Genomic DNA, 16,179 nt, shown 5'->3' with positions numbered 1-16,179 from the left:
GGCTCGTTCCTCTCGAATCGACTTCATGCGCTCAAATATTCTTCCGTGCTCGCGTAATGCGAGCGCCCGTAGCCGCGTGCCCGCAATGGCGTGCCATTGAGAATCGCGCCCTGCACCGCGATGCCCGCCGTGCGCAAACGGCGCGTGGCTTCGCTGATCTCCGCTTCGTTATGTGCGCCGGAGCGCAGCACGAGGAAGTTGGCGCCCGCGAGCTTGCCGACGATCAGCGCATCCGTGACTGCGAGCACCGGCGGCGTATCGACGATGATTGCGTCATACGCGCGGCTCAGGCCATCGAGATACTGCTGAAGACGCGGCGACATCAATAGCTCCGAAGGATTCTCCGGACGCTTGCCCGCGGCAAGAAAACCGAGCGATGGAATGCGCGTCGTGCGTATCGCTTCTTCGAGCCCGATGTTCCCCGCAAGCAACTCGGCAAGACCCGGCACGCGTTCGCCGTCGAAGGAACGTTCGAGCTTGCCGCGTCGCATGTCGGCGTCGATCAGCAAGACTTTCTTGCCGGTCGCCGCGAGCAGCACGGCAAGATTCACCGCCAGAAAGCTCTTGCCGACGCCTGCTGCTGGCCCCGTGAACATGACGACGCGATTGCGCGATTCCATCAACGCGAATTGAATCGACGTGCGCAGGCTGCGCATGATCTCGACGGTGACATCGTTCGGACGCATGGTCGCGAGGATCGGTGTCTCGCGCAGACGATCGCCACGGTTCTGATAGCGGCGCGCGTCGGTATCGAACTTGATCTGTTCCGCGCTTTGCGGCACGAGGCCGAAGATAGGCAATGCAGCGACACGTTCGAGTCTTTCCGGATCGTCGATGCCCTTGAAGATCGCGCGCCGCGCAAACACGAAACCCGTGCCGAGGATCAAGCCGAGAATCACGGCCGCCGACATGATGAGCACTTTCTTCGGCTTGACCGGATCGCCCGGACGCAGCGCGGCATCCACGATATGCACGTTGCCGCCCGTTCCCGCGCGCTGCACGGACAATTCCTGCACGCGATTGAGCAGCAGCACGTAGATGTCTTCGGCCACTTTTGCATCGCGCTGCAAGGCGACCGCCTTCACTTCGGATTGCGGCAGATCGCGAAAACGCGATGCATAACGTTCGCGTTGCACTTCGAGTTGCGAGAGCTGATCGCGCGCGGTCTGCAACGCGGGATGCGCGTTACCATAACGCTGCTCAAGCGACGAAATCTGCAAACGTAGCGCGGAAATCTGCGCTTCATAGTTGATGCTGCCTTCGAGATAGACCTTGGCTTCGTCGCTTGCGTTGATGACGCCCGCTTGCCTTTGATACTCGGTCAAAGCCGCTTCCGCGCGCTGAAGATCGGACTTCAGACGCGGCTCTTCGCTGCGCAGGAATTCGAGCATCTTGCTGGCGTCGGCCTGCTTACTCTCGATATGCTGACGCAGATAAGACTGCGCCAGCGCATTGGCGATTTCCGCCGCCTTGTCCGGATTCTGATTTTCGAGCGATATCTGAATCACGCCGGTCTGCTTGCCTTGCTCCGTCACCGTGATCCCCGATTGAAACGCGCCGATGGCGCTCAGGTCGTTCGCGCGCATTACCTTGAACTGCGTGCCGGGGCGCGCCACGAGCTTCGTCACCAGCAGCGTCACGCCATTGCCGCTTGCGCTTGCGCCGGCCCTGCCTTGCAAGAGCGCATGACCGTCCGGATCGACGAGCGAAAAACGTTCATCGCCGAGTGCGGTGAGGATCAGGTCCTTGCCTTCGTAGCGCGGTTCGACATCGACGGAATCGACGTCGATCACCTCGCCGCCCCATGCGTATTTCGTCATGCCGAACCAAGGTTTCGCGAGCTGGCCGGGCGTCGCGAACCGCGCCGCGATGCTGCCGAAAAACGGCATCGTCATGGGCGATACCGCGAAGTTCAGCTTGCATTGATCGACCACCGGCGCGACCACGCCACGGCTCTTGATGATCTCTATTTCCGCATCCGTCGGCAGCGCGCTCGATCCGCTGTTGATGGCCTGACCCGTCTGCGTCTGCGTCAGCGCTTGCGACGTGTTGTCGTTCGTCTCGACGCGCACGTGCGCGTCGGCGGAGTAGATGGGCCGCGCGAAATAGCAGTACACAGCCGCCGCCGCGATGACGAAAGCAGCGACGCCGATCAGCCACCAGATATCGTCGATCACGGCCTGGATCAGATTGCCGAGGACCACGTCCTCTTCATCCGGCTTTTGCAAATAAGGATGAGCTTGCATATCCACGATTCGGCTCCCGCCACGGGTAATGGTTGAAACGCTCAGCGCGTCAGTTGCTTCAGGTAGAAGATCGTCTGCAGCGTCGGCAGCACCTGATTGATCAGGCGATTGAACTGCACCGCGCCGGCCGTTCCGACATACACCACGTCTTGCGGACGAAGCTGGAACTGCGTCGACAGCAAGAGGGAATCCGGTTGCGACATGTCCAGGCGATAGATGTCCGGCTGCGAAGGATTCGCACGCACGCCGCGCACGACATAAATCTGGCGCACGTTGGCGTCGGTATCGAGCACGCCGCCCGCTTGCGTGAGCGCATCCGCAATCGATGCACGGCCGCGCACCATGTTCACCGGCATCGGCGTCTTCACTTCACCCATCACGAAGATGCGGCTGTCGTAGCGGTCCGGGATGTTGAGGATGTCGCCCGATTGCAGCATGACGTTCTGCGAGACATCGCCGCGATCGAGCATGCCGTTTGCATCGAGTACATAGAGCTTGCCGCCGCGCGTGAGGCGCACGCGCTGCAGGTCGGCTTCTGTCGTCGTGCCGCCAGAACGCGTGATGGCATCGACGAGCGTGAGCGGTACATCGCTCACGGCGAGCGGACCCGGCGTCTTCACTTCGCCCGTCACCGCGATCTTTTGACTGCGATAGGCCAGCACGCGCACATCGAGCTGCGGGTTCTTGATATACGGCGAGAGCTTGGCCGCGAGTTCGTCGCGAATCTCGCCGACGGTCTTGCCCGCCACACGCGTCTTGCCGATGAACGGAAAGAAGATGTAGCCGTCCGCGGAGACCGTCTGACCGTATGGATCGGCCTGTCCCGGCAAAGCCTGCGTATAAGGCTGCGCCAGCGCGCCCGCGACGGTTTGCGTGGTGTTGCCGCCCATCGACAGGGTGCTGCCTTGCGGCGTCGTCAGTTCGGGGTGATCCCAGAGCGTTACGCCTAGAATGTCCTGCGGCGCCACGCGATAAACGTATTGCGATTCGTCGGCGAAGCGCGCGGGCGGCAAGGGTTGCGCGACTTCAGGCGCGGTCATTTCCTCTGCGACGACTTGCGCCGTGATCAGACGCACGGGATAGGTCGCGGTCGGCGTGGGGTCGTTGTCCTGCAGACGCGATGTGTTCAGGAAGTTTCCCGGTGTGGCGGCACATCCGGCAATCAAGGCCGACAAAAAGGTCGTCAGCAAAATCGAGTACTTAGACAAGCGCGAAATCAGCATATTTTGTTTAGCCATCCAAGGACCAGACGTTCGATGAGTCCGAAACTCTCCCGATAAGCGGCTTCATGGCCGCCATACGGGTCTGTCACCTCCGAGTCTTCCCACTTGCCTAAGAGATGCACCTTGCCGCGCGTCGTGGGCGCGAGTCGTGAAATCGCATCGATCTGTTTGCGCTCGGGCACGAGGATCAATTCGGCATCGCGCGCCATTTGACGATTGAAGCGGCGCGAGCGATGCCCCGACGAATCCAGCCCGAGTTCGGCGAGCAGACGCTGCATGGTCGGGTCGATGTCGTCGCCTTCATGCGCATAGAGACCCGCCGAACGAAACTCGATCGGACGGCCACCGCGCCGCGCGAGATGCGCACGAAAGAGCGCTTCGGCGGCGGGGCTTCTGCAGATGTTGGCGTGACAGACGATCAATACGCTTCCGAACATGCGCGCGCTCTAGGCCACGCTCGCCGTCACGTCACGTTCGACGTGGCGCACGCCGCGCCCGATCGCGTGATACTCGATGCCCATTTCCTGCAGGGTTTCCGGTTCGTAAAGATTGCGGCCATCGAAGATCACGGGTGTCTTGAGGCGCCGCTTGATCGCATCGAAATCGGGGCTCTTGAAGACTTTCCATTCGGTGACGATCACGAGTGCATCCGCGCCGTCGAGCGCTTGCTTGTGATTGTTCGCATACGTGAGACGTCCGAGCGCATCGGGCTTGTCGTGCAGGTCGATGGCAAAGACGCGGCGCGCTTCATCCACGGCGACGGGATCGTAAGCCACGATGCATGCGCCGCGTTCGAGCAACGCAGCGGCCAGCACGCGGCTCGGCGCATCGCGCATGTCGTCGGTATTGGGCTTGAACGCGAGGCCCCAAAGCGCGATGGTGCGTCCCGTGAGATCGTCGCCAAAACGTTCGACGATCTTGCGCGTGAGCGTATCTTTCTGCGCCTCGTTGACGTTCGAGACCGCCTTGAGAATGCTCATCTCATGGCCGAATTCCGTCGCGGTCTGGATCAGCGAACGCACGTCCTTCGGAAAGCACGAACCGCCATAGCCGCAGCCCGCATAGAGAAAGTCGTAACCGATACGCGGGTCCGAACCGATGCCGCGCCGCACCGCTTCGATATCGGCGCCCACACGGTCCGCGAAATTCGCGAGCTCGTTCATGAAAGAGATGCGCGTGGCGAGCATTGCGTTGGCCGCATACTTCGTGAATTCCGCCGACTGCACGTCCATGTAGAGCGTGCGTTCGTGATTGCGGTTGAATGGCGCATAGAGGCGCTTCATGCGATCGCGGGCGCGCTCGCCGGGCACGTCGTCGTCGCAACCAATCACGATGCGGTCGGGCCGCGTGAAGTCTTCTATCGCCGCGCCTTCCTTGAGGAACTCGGGGTTCGAGACCACCGAGAACATGTGATCGACGCCGCGTCCGGCCAACTCGGTTTCTATCGCAGCCTTCACGCGTCGAGCGGTGCCAACCGGAACGGTGGATTTATCGACCACGACCTTGAAGCCATTCATATAGCGGCCGATATCGCGCGCGGCGCCGAGCACGTATTGCAAATCGGCGGAGCCGTCTTCGTCGGATGGCGTACCCACCGCGATAAACAGCATCTCGCCATGTTCGACCGCCTGCTGCACATTCGACGAAAACGAGAGCCGCCCCGCTTCGCGATTGCGATCGATCACTTCCTTGAGTCCCGGCTCGTGGATCGGAATTCCGCCGCTGTTGAGAATGGCGATCTTGCGTCGATCGACGTCGAGACACAGTACTTCATTGCCGATGTCCGCGAGGCATGCGCCGGTTACGAGCCCCACGTAGCCGCTGCCGATGATCGTCAGTTTCATGGTCCTGCTCCAGGTAGTGAAAATATCGTTGCATCGCTAACTACTTTGTCTGCCGATCAATACGCGTTTGCGCCTGCAAAGCCCTTCCACAGCGTCAGCGCGACGATCTTCATGTCGAGTCCGAAGGTCCAGTGCTGCATGTAGTAGAGATCCAGCTTCACGCGTCCCGACATCTTTTCGATGCGATCCGTCTCGCCGCGATAGCCGTTCACTTGCGCCCACCCCGTGATGCCCGGCTTGATGCGGTAGCGATGCATGTAGCCTTTGACGAGGTCCTTGTAGATATCGTCGTGTTCGAGCGCGTGCGGCCGCGGCCCAACCACCGACATCTCGCCGCGCAGCACGTTGATGAACTGCGGAAGCTCATCCAGACTCGTGCGCCGCAGGAACGCCCCGACCTTCGTCACGCGCTTGTCGCCGCGACGCGCTTGCGTTATTTGCCCGCTCGCTTCGGTGTGTACCTTCATCGAACGAAACTTGTAGATCTCGAACTCGTATCCGTCGATCCCCTTGCGCTTTTGCTTGAAAAACACCGGTCCAGGCGACGAGAGCTTCACCATCAACGCGATCACCGCGAGCAACGGCGCCATGCCAAGTAGCACCAGAGCGGCGAAGACGCGATCGAAGACGAGCTTGGGAAGCACTTTCACATCCGTGATCGGCGATGCCGCCAGGTTGATCGCGGGCACGCCGAGCAAATCCACCACCGCGTTGCTGAAGAACGAGAGGCTGCGGACATCCGGAATGAAGCGCACGTTCACGAAGTCGTCGCGAAACTCGTTCACGAGGCGGTGAATGGTCTGCTCTTCGGAAATCGGCAAGGCAAGCCATAGTTCGCGAATCGCACGGCCGCGCACACGCTTGGTCAATTCCGCGAGATCGCGTTCGATAGGCACGCCCTTGAAGGCATCGCCTTGCATGGGTGAATCGTTTGCGTCGAGTTGCAAGTCGAAGACGAGCACGGGGCTAAAGCCCGCTTCGGGACGATTGCGCATCTGGCCAATCAGGAACTTCGCATAAGGCGCCGAGCCGACGATAGCCACCGTCTTCTGATTGAAGCCTTCGCGGCGGATAAATCTGAGCGCCGTATAAATCACGGTCTTGGTGACGATCAACAAACCGATGGTCGACGCAGCCCAGTAAATCAGCCACAAGCGCGACAGCGACTCCGCGCGATGAATGCTGAAGGTGAGCAGCACGCCCGCGCTTTCGACCAGAATCCACGCCGCGATCACGCGCAGCAGCAGGTCATAGAACGGCTTGCCGCGCCATGATTGATAGATGCCGAGAGACGGAAACGTCATCACCATCAGCACGCATGAAAACGCGAGCATGGTGCCTTCCACGTCGTCGACCCATACGAAAGCGCCCGCATAGAGCGACGCGCCGAGCGCTGCGCCCAGCACCGCCATGGCAATGTCGACGACTCTCGATAGCACGCTCAGCATCGCTTTACCCCTGGAAGAAAGATCGCCCGCATATTCGTCTTGTCGCGGATGGAGTCGCCAGCAAATTGCTTGAGTGCTCTTGTCCATCCGCTGTTCAGGCATATGGAATCGGAATAATTAAGGCGCCGCAACCGCGAAAATATGTCTGCGTGTTCAGCCTGATTTTTTTAGAATTATTTGCTCAAGACCCCCTTGCTGGACGGGGCTTTGCAGGCATCGGCTCGCTTAGCAAAAAATATTCGGGCACTCGAACGCATGACAGTCGCGGTTGCTTTCAATGAATAAATGCAGCGCCCGCGTCATGATTTTTTTGTTTTAACGTCTCTTTTGCTGCGTGCTAAAAATTGCCTTACCGAATCAGGCGATCAACGCCAGGAGGCTTTTCATGAACGCTTCAGATACCGTGCTCGCCACGGTCGCCGCAGACACGCGCCTAGCCATTCAACCCGTGATCCTTGCAGGTGGTTCGGGCACGCGTCTTTGGCCAATGTCGCGCGAACATTTTCCCAAGCAGCTCATCGGTCTCATTGGTGAGCAGTCGTTGCTGCAGGCCACTGCCAATCGGCTCGATGGTCTTGGCTCGGTGTCCGCGGAGAAGACGTTGCGCGTGGCGGATGCCATCATCGTGTGCAATGAGGAGCATCGCTTCACGACGGCTGAACAACTGCGCGGGCAAGGCCGGCGCGCGCGGCTCGTGCTCGAACCCGTGCCGCGCAACACGGCGCCCGCGCTGACTGCCGCGGCCATTCACGCGTTACGCGCGGGCGAAGATGCGGTGCTCGTCGTCATGCCCGCCGATCATGTGGTTGCAAATCAGGACGAGTTTCATCGAGCGATTGCGACCGGCGCGCAATGCGCGGAGCAAGGGGCGATCGTCACCTTGAGTGTCGTGCCTTCGCATGCGGAAACGGGCTACGGCTATATCAAGAGCGGCGAAGCTCTGCCGTGCGGCGCGTGGAAGCTGGAGCGCTTCGTCGAAAAGCCGCATCTCGAACTCGCGCGTCAGTATCTGGAATCGGGCGAATATGGCTGGAATGCCGGCATTTTCATCGTGCGCGCATCGACTTGGGTTGCAGCTATCGAACACTATCAGCCGGCTATTCATGCAGCGTGCGTCGCGGCATTCGATAAAGGCAGCGACGATGGCGAGTTCTTCCGGCTGGATCGCGATTCGTTCGCGGCGTCGCCGTCGGATTCGATCGACTATGCGGTGATGGAGCAACTTGCGGGCGAACGGGCCACGGAGGCCTTCACGGGTGCTGTCGTGCCGCTCGACGCAGGCTGGTCCGATGTCGGCTCATGGGATGCGATCTGGAACATATTGCCTAAGGACGATTCCTCGAATGTCGCGCGCGGACGCGTGATGTTCCAGGGCGCTTCATCGACTTATGCGCATTCCGAAGGGCGGCTGATTGCGTGCGTGGGAACGCAAAATCTCGTGGTGGTCGAAACGGCCGATGCAATCCTCGTTGCCGATAAATCTTGCGCGCAAGACGTTAAGGCAATCGTCGGGCGCATCAAGTCCGAGCGCGGCACGGAGGCTGCGGATCACCGCAAGGTGCACCGGCCGTGGGGACATTACGATTCGGTCGATCAGGGCGACCGCTTCCAGGTCAAGCGCATTGTCGTCAAACCGGGCGCGCGCCTCTCATTGCAGATGCATCATCATCGCGCGGAGCATTGGGTCGTGGTGCGGGGAACGGCGCTCGTCACACGGGGAACGGAAACGTTCATTCTGGCCGAGAACGAGTCGACGTATATCCCTATCGGCATTCAACACAGGTTGGAAAATCCGGGGAAGATGCCGCTTGAAATCATCGAGGTGCAGTCGGGGACTTATCTCGGCGAAGACGACATCGTGCGATTCGAAGATACTTACGGCAGAAATTAAGCTCTAAGCAAGAGCGCGCGGGCCAGCCTTTAGAAGCTGGTCCGCGCGTTCGTATTTTTAGTCGCGCATCTCGAGCGTCATGCGCTCGACCGGTCGCTCTTCAGGCTGCATGACTTGAGCGGACTCCATGTCCACTTCATCGGGTGTATCGCCGCGCGTGGCTTCGGCCGCGATCCAGCGCCGCGCCCATTCGAGCGCATACGTGCGCGCTTCATCCGACGAAGCAAAGCGCGGCCCGATCAAACCGGAACGCTCGATACGCCGCCCGTCTTTCACGATTTCCGCCCAGCCGCGAAACATGTTGCCGGACACTGGCCGCGCGATGGGATAGATGTTGTAGCCGCGCGCATCGACGACAGGCGGACACGCCGGTTCGAAGGGCAACGGCGCCTCGTACGGCCGCGCGGGACGCGATGCGTGCATGCGCCTGACCGTCAGCACGGACGCATTGGCTTGCGCCACGTCGCGCGCTTCCGGCAGACGCCTTGGCGTGCTCGCGAGACTGTTGAACGGCAAGGCGCCCGGCGTTTGCCACGACTCCGGGTTCTGCCAAAACACACCGCGCAGACGGTCACATTCGTACGCCACGGGCGCAGGACGCGGCGCCGCTTCGGTGACCGGCTGACGCGGTACATAGGCGAAAGAACGGCCCGCGTTCGCCAGTACCTTGACGATCTCGATGAGAATGCCGTTCAGTTGCCATTCGACGAAACGGCGCCGGCAGGTTGGAACCGTTGGGTAATGGCTTGGCAATCTGGACCAGGTTTCGCCTGTGGTGAGAATCCACAACACGGCATTGACTACTGTACGTGGATGGGCTTTGGGACGCCCGCGCCTATGCTCGCGGACTTCGCTCTCTCCTATGATTTGGGAGACCAATACCCACTCTTCATTGCTGAGTTCGCTAAAAAACATTGCTTTGCTCCATGCAGTCGACTGCGCTGCGGATATCGGTCTGCGTACTGGTCAAGCACTGACGACGAAGCACAAACCCCGGCTTTGTCAGCACGCGAACGAAGGATCTCGAGGTACTCGCAAACGTTTGCTCGAACAACAAAATGGTGCATTCGTCCGATAAGGTTTTCGCTCTTGGTGCAGCAATTTAACCAAACCGGCGCACGACGCGTAGTCCAGCTCGTGTATGAAGAATATGTGCACGAAGCATACCATTACTATGGTTTGTCCGAATATGACAACACAAGACTTTTTGAGCGAAACTTAGCAGTTTTTTCACTAAGACCTAAAGCATGGGCTAGCGCGGCAGGACGGCATTCTTTAGCGCAAAAAATAATCTTTGTGAAGCGCTAAAAAAACCTTGGTGCTCAAGTGCTTCAGCGTGCTTCCCCGCCGCTTAATTCGGCATTGGCCGGACCTTGCACTGACACCCGCATAAAGCGCCGATTCTTGAGCCGTAAAATCGGTGCTTCGATAAAACGCCACGAAAGCCGCGCCAGAATCCACGTCAGCGCAAACGACGCAAGTACGCAAAGAAAACGCGCCCACCATGGAACACCCGACGCGCCAAACAACGCCTTGACGCTCGCGCTCTTGTAGAAGTCGGGAATGAAGCCGTGGTAAAGATAAAATCCATAGCTAATCTTTCCTAGCGCCGCCAATGGCGCCCACTCAAGCACACGCAAGAGCGGACCGCTTGCGCTACATGCTATCGCGCAAACGAGCATTGCGATACATGCGCCATAGAGAACATACAGCGCGGTGTATGAATAGGGATTGGCCAAGCGCTCCCACTCGGGTTCCTGAAAACACAAGAGCGCGATCACCGTAGAGATAATGACGACCGCGTAAAGCGGCGCGCGCAAGCGACTGCGCTTGACGAACGCGGCTCCTATACCCCCAAGCGCAAGCAACCAAAAATTGGTTAGCGGATGCGTGTAGATTGCAATCGGTGAGTCGTGCAGCGCCTTCATGGTAAAGAGCGAGCCCACCCCAAGCGCAAGCACCAGCCAGCATATGCGCCCGTGCCAATCTGCCCGAAGGCCAAGCAACAGTGGCGCGAAGACGATATAAAACTGCTCCTCGATCGAGAGGCTCCATAAGTGCGAATAACGGCCCGGCCACGCATGCAGCACATCCGCAATCCAGAAGTTCGACAAATAGGCGAAGTGATACGGCATGCCGCCCGCCAACTCGGGACCGGCGAAACCCATGGTCATCAGCACCGCGAGCGTGGCAAGCAGCAGATAGTAGATCGGGAAAATGCGCAACGTCCGCCGATACAGAAAGCGTTTCAACTCCGCGCCGAACGTACTCGTGCCTGCATCGATATACCGTCGCTGTGTCGTCAATATGTCGATGATCAAAAATCCGCTTAGCGCAAAAAATATCCATACGCCCAGATGGCCCAAGCCGGTTCCTTCGGCCATTGCCTTGTGATGAAGAAACACGAGGAACACGGCGATGCCGCGCAGGCCGTCGAAGCCGCGAATTTTCTCATTCATCTTTGCACGATCTTGTCTGGTAGATAGGTGGCAGCTTAAGAATAGAAGGGATAAAAATAAAAAAATCCCTTTGTACTTTTCTTGTGTGCTTGAGCCTTGGGCTGAAGCCGCTAAAGCTGCCGCTACCGTGCACCGGAAATATTTCCTAACAAGCCGCGCTATTTCTTGCCAATTTTTTAGACCGACCATCGAGCTCGAGCGCGTGCGACTAAACGACTAGCCGCCGATCATGACTTCCTTAAGGAATATCGATGAAGAAGCATGTGCAAGAGCTGATAGGCTTGCGCTGTATTGCGGTGATGATGGTCGTCATCGGACACGCGCAGCATATGAGCGCTGGCGGTTTCAAAGGCGTCTATGCGCCGCTGCGCCTGATATCGGATGGCAGGCTCGGCGTGCTGATATTCTTCGTGCTGAGCGGGTTTTTAATTACAGGCATTCTGCAAGCCGAGTGGCAAGCAACCGGCACCATTCGCCTCATGCCGTTTTACGCAAAGCGCGCGCTGCGCATTTGGCCCGCGTTTTATATCTATCTCATGATCGTGTCGATGCTAGCGGCTGCCGGTCTCGTCGATGTCGATCATCGGCAGGTTGCTTTGGCTGCATTGCATCTCTGGAACTATGCCGGCGTCGCGGGCCTTGCGAACGTGAACGCGGCTCACGTCGAAGGCGCCTGGTATCTCGGGCACTTCTGGACGCTCGCGCTCGAAGAACAGTTTTACTGGTTTTGGCCGCCGCTTCTCTTTTACATCCTGAAGCGCGGCGATCAACGTGTACTCATCGGATTGATCTTCTTCGTGCCACTCGCGAGAATAGCCACTTATTTTGCGGCGCCGAGCCTTCGCGGGCAACTCAGCATGATGCTGCATACCGGTATCGATCCAATTCTCATCGGCTGCTATGTCGCGATGAATAAGGACCGTCTCGCGCAAAAGGTCGCGTCGCTGCCGTTAGGCTCGGTCATTCCCAGCGTGCTGATTGCGTTTCTGATGTTCGTCGTGCCTCCCGTGCAGGACAAACTCGGCGGATTATGGCGCGCCACCTATGGCACGACGCTCGAAGCCGCGATGGTCGGCTTCGTCATCATCGTGCTGGTTTCTCAAAACGGCTTCTGGTTCTCGCGCTTGCTGCGTACCGCGCCGTTCGTTTATGTCGGCACGATCTCGTTCAGCCTTTACTTATGGCAGCAGCTATTCATGCATCCGCATTCGCCAGTTGCATTCGGCTTTCCGGGCTGCGTAATCGGTGCGCTCGTCGCCGCGAGTTTGAGCTACTTCCTGGTCGAAGTGCCGTTCCTGCGCATCAAGGATCGCTTCGCGGCGCGGGTGGGCAGAAGCCGGCAGGCCGGCATGACGCATGGCGATGCACTCGGCACGCAGGGGCCGAAGTAGTTTGCATGCGCCATTGACCGTGTGCGGCGTGTCGCTGACGCGTAATTGCAGGTGCTTGCAATTGCGATCGTTAAGCACCTTACTTACTCTTCGCCCCATACTCCAGCTTCGGATACCAGTCCGTTCCGCGCCCTTCCGGCGTCATGTCGAGCACGGTCCAGAGCGGCATTGGATCGGGCGCGCCGCGCGGGTCCTCGCCGGGATCGGCCGTGGCGAAATCCATCTCGCCGCTCCAGAAATGGCGAATCACGCCGTCGCGCCGCGTGAAGACATTGATGGCCGGTTCGTCGCCGCCGTCTTTCGAAACGCCGTGATAATCGCGGCTGAAATTGCCATTCGTATCCGAGAACAAGGCAAGATCGCGCCAGCCGCGCTCTTGCTTGAACGCGACCAGCCGTTCGAGCGGCGAGCGCGCGATGACCGCCAGCGCCACGCGCTGTCCAATGTCCGCCGCCTCCCCTTCCCACGCCGATATCAGCGACGTACACATCGGGCACGGCCGCTTGCGCTCCGGCCCGAACATGTAGCTATACGTGACGAGCGTGTTCTTGTCGCCGAAGAGCCCGTCGATATCGACCGCGCCGCGCTCGCCATCGAAGTGATAATCGCCCTTGACGATACCGCCAGGCGGCAGCGCGCGCCGCATCTCCGCAACCCGCTCGATATGTCGCCTCAATTCGATTTCCTCGGCAAGCAACGCAATACGCGCCTGCCGATACTCCGCGCTTTCGTTCGGAAAAGTCATGGTGGCGCGTTGGGCCAGTTCTGCTGCGGGAACGAGCGTATTCATGTTTCGTCTCCTGTCATGAAGGCTTAATCGCGATCCGGCGCGCCCGGCGGAAAGAACGCGCGATACGGCCGCGCTTCATCCACCGCACGCGCGAACGAAGGCCGCGCTAGCAGACGCTTTCGATACGCGATGACGTTCGCGTACCGCTCATCGATGCGATGCGTCCAGTCCGCGTAAAACAGAAACGGCGCCGCGCCGCAATCGGCGAGAGTGAAGGCATCGCCCGCCGCCCATTCGCGTTTGGCCATCAGGCGGTCGAGCCAGGCGTAGGACGTGTCGAGCATCGCGCGGGCATCCGCGACACCGTGCGGGTCGTGCTCGCCATCCGCGCGCATGCAATCGAACACGATTTTCTGCTGCGGCGTGGACACGTAGTTATCAAAGAAGCGGTCGAGAAAACGCACTTCCAGCGCGGCGCGCGGATCTTCCGGAATCAAGCGCACCGGGCCGGGATGGAACAACCCGAGATACTCGATGATCACGCTCGCCTCGATCACGGAACGGCCGTTGTCGACGAGCACGGGAAAGCGCTTTATCGGCCACAACTCCGTCAGTTCCCGCATCGCCTCGGGCGTTTGCGGCGAAAGCGCGCGCCATTCGAACGGCGTCGCGTTCTCGTACAGCGCGGTCAGCACCTTCTGACAATACGAGGAAAACGGATGCGCGTACAGAATCAGACTCATCGATAAACCTCCTGTAATAAGCCGAAAGAAGCAAAAAACCGTCGCGACTTTGGCCCTTATCTGCACGACGCGCGGCCACGTTAAAAATCGACAGCGGATCATGCGGAATTAAAAAAATTTTGTTGTGCGATGCAGCGCTGACGTGCCGTCCTTTGTTAAGGTGCGAGACCCGAAGCACCAGCGAAACCCGCGAAAATCTGCATGACGCCCATCTATAAGATAAATATTGTGATAGCGGACGACCAGCCCGTCGTGCTGTTGGGCCTGCAAAGCTGGTTCGAGGCGCGCGGGCGTTATCGGGTGGCGGCAACGGCGCGCAACGCCGCGCAGTTGTTCACGAAGCTCGAAAGGACGGGCGGCGATCTCATCGTGATGGATTGTGCGTTCGAAGGCGCGCCAGGCGGCGAGTTTCCGCTGCTGCGCATGGTGCGCGAGCGTTTCCCCGATGTTCCCGTGGTTGCCTTTACGCAGGAAACCGAGCCGAATACGCTCTTCGCGATGCAAGAGGCGGGCGCGGCGGGTATCGTCAGCAAGTGCGACGAGATGCGCGAAATGGAGCGCGTTTGTCAGCGCGCGTTGTCAGGGGCAACGGGCATTGTTTCCCGCCGTATAGCGGCGTACTGCAACACCGCGCGCAGCTTCGATATCAATCCGTCGTATCGCGACGTGCGCGTGTCCGTGAAAACAGTCGCAAGTTGAACGCGGGGCGCGTGCCCCGCGCCATTGCTAGACCTTCTGTTTGTCCAGTTCCACCAGCGCGCGCCTGGGGTAACCGACTTCCTTGCCGTCATCGAAACCCTTCTCGTACGCGCGCTGATCGAGCGCCCTGAAAAGCGGTTCGAGCTCGTCGACCTGAGTGCGGATCAACTGCATCAAAGGCTTGATGAGCGCGGCGGACACGACGCCCGCGTCCTCTCCTGGCCGCTTCGCGCCGCATACCACCTGGACCATCGCGCGCAACGTCTGCGCGCGCTGCACGCAGTAATCGGCAAGCGGCATGCCGTGCGTGATGACGGGCTGCCCTTTCTCGTCGATCGACACGGATATGTTCGGCTCCATGAGTCTTCCCCTTTTAGTTGAGTTGGAGCTGAACTCTAGGAGTCTGGGCTTGGCGGCCGCCACGGGATAAATCCTAAAACCGCGCGATAACTGTAAGCCTGCCGTCAAGCAATTGCCCATCAGCAAGAACCCGCCAACTTCGCTACGATGTCCGACTGAACGAATATCCCCAGTCCGCGCGGATGACACGCATCCCGCTCATCGATAAAAACACCATGCCCACGCCGCCCCACGCCATCGGTTTCACGCTTGCTCCGCTCGACCGCGTCTCCGAAAAGCGCGACGACGACAGCTTCGTCGCCGGTCTGCGCGATCAGACGTCCACGCGCTTTCTGCTCTTCGTGAACGATGTGCCGCTCTTCAAGCGCGCGCACGGTCACGATCCTTTGTTCGATGCAGACGAAGCCGCGAAATTCGGCGCGCCGCTGCAAACCGTGCTGCTCGGTCGCGAAGCGGATGGCCGCGCGCTCTTCGCGCACGCGCTCGAAGGCAGCGCCGAGAGTATTGCGAATGCGCTCGAGGCGTCGCCCGTCGAAGCGGTGGAGTTGCGGCCCATCGCAATGCAAGGTCTTGTCGAACCGTCGCTCGTCAGTGCGCTCGGCGAAGCGCGTTCGATGCTCGACTGGCATCGGCGGCACCGCTTCTGCGCGAACTGCGGCCACGCCACGGATGCCGCCGGCGCGGGCTGGCGACGCCTTTGTCCGAACTGCCACGCACAGCATTTTCCGCGCGTCGATCCGGTCGTCATCATGCTCGTCACCGATGGCGAGCGCTGCCTGCTCGGGCGGCAAAAGCAGTTCGCGCCCGGCATGTACTCGGCGCTCGCGGGCTTCGTCGAGCCGGGCGAGACGTTCGAGCATGCGGTGTACCGGGAAGTGCTGGAGGAAGCGGGCATCCGCTCGGCCGACGTGCGCTACTACGCTTCGCAACCGTGGCCGTTTCCATCGTCGCTGATGATCGGCTGCTTCGCACGCGCGGTCGAAACCGACATCACGATCGACTACAACGAGCTCGAAGATGCGCGCTGGTTCTCACGCGAGGAAGTAGCGTCGATGCTCGATGGCTCCCACGCGCAAGGCTTGTCCGCGCCGAAGCCGTTTGCCATCGCGCATCATTTGCTGAAGGCGTTCGCGGAAGAATAAAAA

14 protein-coding genes are annotated in these 16,179 nt (G+C 59.8%); 4 read left to right on the top strand and 10 right to left on the bottom strand.

Annotated features, from left to right (window positions below; all coding sequences use genetic code 11):
* Positions 1-23 precede the first annotated feature (23 nt).
* From LDZ28_RS24500 to LDZ28_RS24480, 5 genes are read right to left on the bottom strand one after another with little or no spacing between them, the layout of a single operon-like run.
* Positions 24-2,255, bottom strand: coding sequence for a polysaccharide biosynthesis tyrosine autokinase (locus LDZ28_RS24500; protein ID WP_370652266.1), 2,232 nt, complete (start codon positions 2,253-2,255; stop codon positions 24-26).
* Positions 2,256-2,287: 32 nt separating this feature from the next.
* The gene (locus tag LDZ28_RS24495; protein ID WP_370652230.1) at positions 2,288-3,484 is read right to left on the bottom strand and encodes a polysaccharide biosynthesis/export family protein; all 1,197 of its coding nucleotides are present in this window, start codon (positions 3,482-3,484) and stop codon (positions 2,288-2,290) included.
* On the bottom strand, positions 3,463-3,906 hold the full coding sequence (locus LDZ28_RS24490; protein WP_244829977.1) for a low molecular weight protein-tyrosine-phosphatase: 444 nt from the start codon (positions 3,904-3,906) through the stop codon (positions 3,463-3,465). Before LDZ28_RS24490 ends, LDZ28_RS24495 begins: the two co-directional genes overlap by 22 nt.
* 9 nt (positions 3,907-3,915) lie before the next feature.
* Positions 3,916-5,313: a UDP-glucose/GDP-mannose dehydrogenase family protein gene (locus LDZ28_RS24485; RefSeq protein ID WP_244829976.1), complete on the bottom strand. Its 1,398-nt coding sequence runs from the start codon at positions 5,311-5,313 to the stop codon at positions 3,916-3,918.
* A 56-nt stretch (positions 5,314-5,369) separates the two neighbouring features.
* A complete protein-coding gene (locus tag LDZ28_RS24480) occupies positions 5,370-6,761 on the bottom strand; it encodes an undecaprenyl-phosphate glucose phosphotransferase (protein ID WP_244829975.1) in 1,392 nt (463 codons plus the stop codon).
* Between the two features lie 385 nt (positions 6,762-7,146).
* Between LDZ28_RS24480 and LDZ28_RS24475 the strand changes: the two genes are divergently transcribed.
* Complete coding sequence (locus tag LDZ28_RS24475) at positions 7,147-8,652, top strand: mannose-1-phosphate guanylyltransferase/mannose-6-phosphate isomerase (RefSeq protein WP_244829974.1); 1,506 nt, start codon at positions 7,147-7,149, stop codon at positions 8,650-8,652.
* 57 nt (positions 8,653-8,709) lie between these two features.
* Here LDZ28_RS24475 and LDZ28_RS24470 read toward each other — a convergent pair whose 3' ends face one another.
* Together LDZ28_RS24470 and LDZ28_RS24465 are read right to left on the bottom strand one after the other, a co-directional pair.
* Positions 8,710-9,567 (bottom strand): transposase, encoded by an 858-nt coding sequence (locus tag LDZ28_RS24470; protein WP_244829973.1) that lies wholly within the window; start codon positions 9,565-9,567, stop codon positions 8,710-8,712.
* 416 nt (positions 9,568-9,983) lie between these two features.
* The gene (locus LDZ28_RS24465; RefSeq protein WP_244829972.1) at positions 9,984-11,300 is read right to left on the bottom strand and encodes an acyltransferase; all 1,317 of its coding nucleotides are present in this window, start codon (positions 11,298-11,300) and stop codon (positions 9,984-9,986) included.
* A 62-nt stretch (positions 11,301-11,362) separates the two neighbouring features.
* On the opposite strand from LDZ28_RS24465, the gene LDZ28_RS24460 reads away from it, so the two are divergent.
* On the top strand, positions 11,363-12,502 hold the full coding sequence (locus tag LDZ28_RS24460; protein ID WP_244829971.1) for an acyltransferase: 1,140 nt from the start codon (positions 11,363-11,365) through the stop codon (positions 12,500-12,502).
* Positions 12,503-12,581: 79 nt separating this feature from the next.
* Here the strand turns inward: LDZ28_RS24460 and LDZ28_RS24455 are convergent, their stop codons facing one another.
* Together LDZ28_RS24455 and LDZ28_RS24450 are read right to left on the bottom strand one after the other, a co-directional pair.
* Positions 12,582-13,292 carry a DUF899 family protein gene (locus LDZ28_RS24455; RefSeq protein ID WP_244829970.1) on the bottom strand — a complete coding sequence of 237 codons (711 nt, stop codon included), beginning with the start codon at positions 13,290-13,292 and terminating at the stop codon, positions 12,582-12,584.
* A 23-nt stretch (positions 13,293-13,315) separates the two neighbouring features.
* A complete protein-coding gene (locus LDZ28_RS24450; RefSeq protein ID WP_244829969.1) occupies positions 13,316-13,975 on the bottom strand; it encodes a glutathione S-transferase family protein in 660 nt (219 codons plus the stop codon).
* 201 nt (positions 13,976-14,176) lie between these two features.
* Here LDZ28_RS24450 and LDZ28_RS24445 point away from each other — a divergent pair, with 201 nt between their 5' ends.
* Positions 14,177-14,674, top strand: coding sequence for a response regulator transcription factor (locus LDZ28_RS24445; protein WP_244829968.1), 498 nt, complete (start codon positions 14,177-14,179; stop codon positions 14,672-14,674).
* A 27-nt stretch (positions 14,675-14,701) separates the two neighbouring features.
* Here the strand turns inward: LDZ28_RS24445 and LDZ28_RS24440 are convergent, their stop codons facing one another.
* Positions 14,702-15,034, bottom strand: a complete 333-nt coding sequence (locus LDZ28_RS24440; protein ID WP_244829967.1) for a hypothetical protein — start codon at positions 15,032-15,034, stop codon at positions 14,702-14,704.
* Positions 15,035-15,249: 215 nt separating this feature from the next.
* On the opposite strand from LDZ28_RS24440, the gene nudC reads away from it, so the two are divergent.
* Positions 15,250-16,176: an NAD(+) diphosphatase gene (nudC, locus tag LDZ28_RS24435; protein WP_244829966.1), complete on the top strand. Its 927-nt coding sequence runs from the start codon at positions 15,250-15,252 to the stop codon at positions 16,174-16,176.
* Positions 16,177-16,179 lie beyond the last annotated feature (3 nt).

Source organism: Caballeronia sp. TF1N1 (assembly GCF_022878925.1).
Classification (GTDB): Bacteria; Pseudomonadota; Gammaproteobacteria; order Burkholderiales; family Burkholderiaceae; genus Caballeronia.
This window is presented reverse-complemented; position numbering and strand designations above follow the sequence as displayed.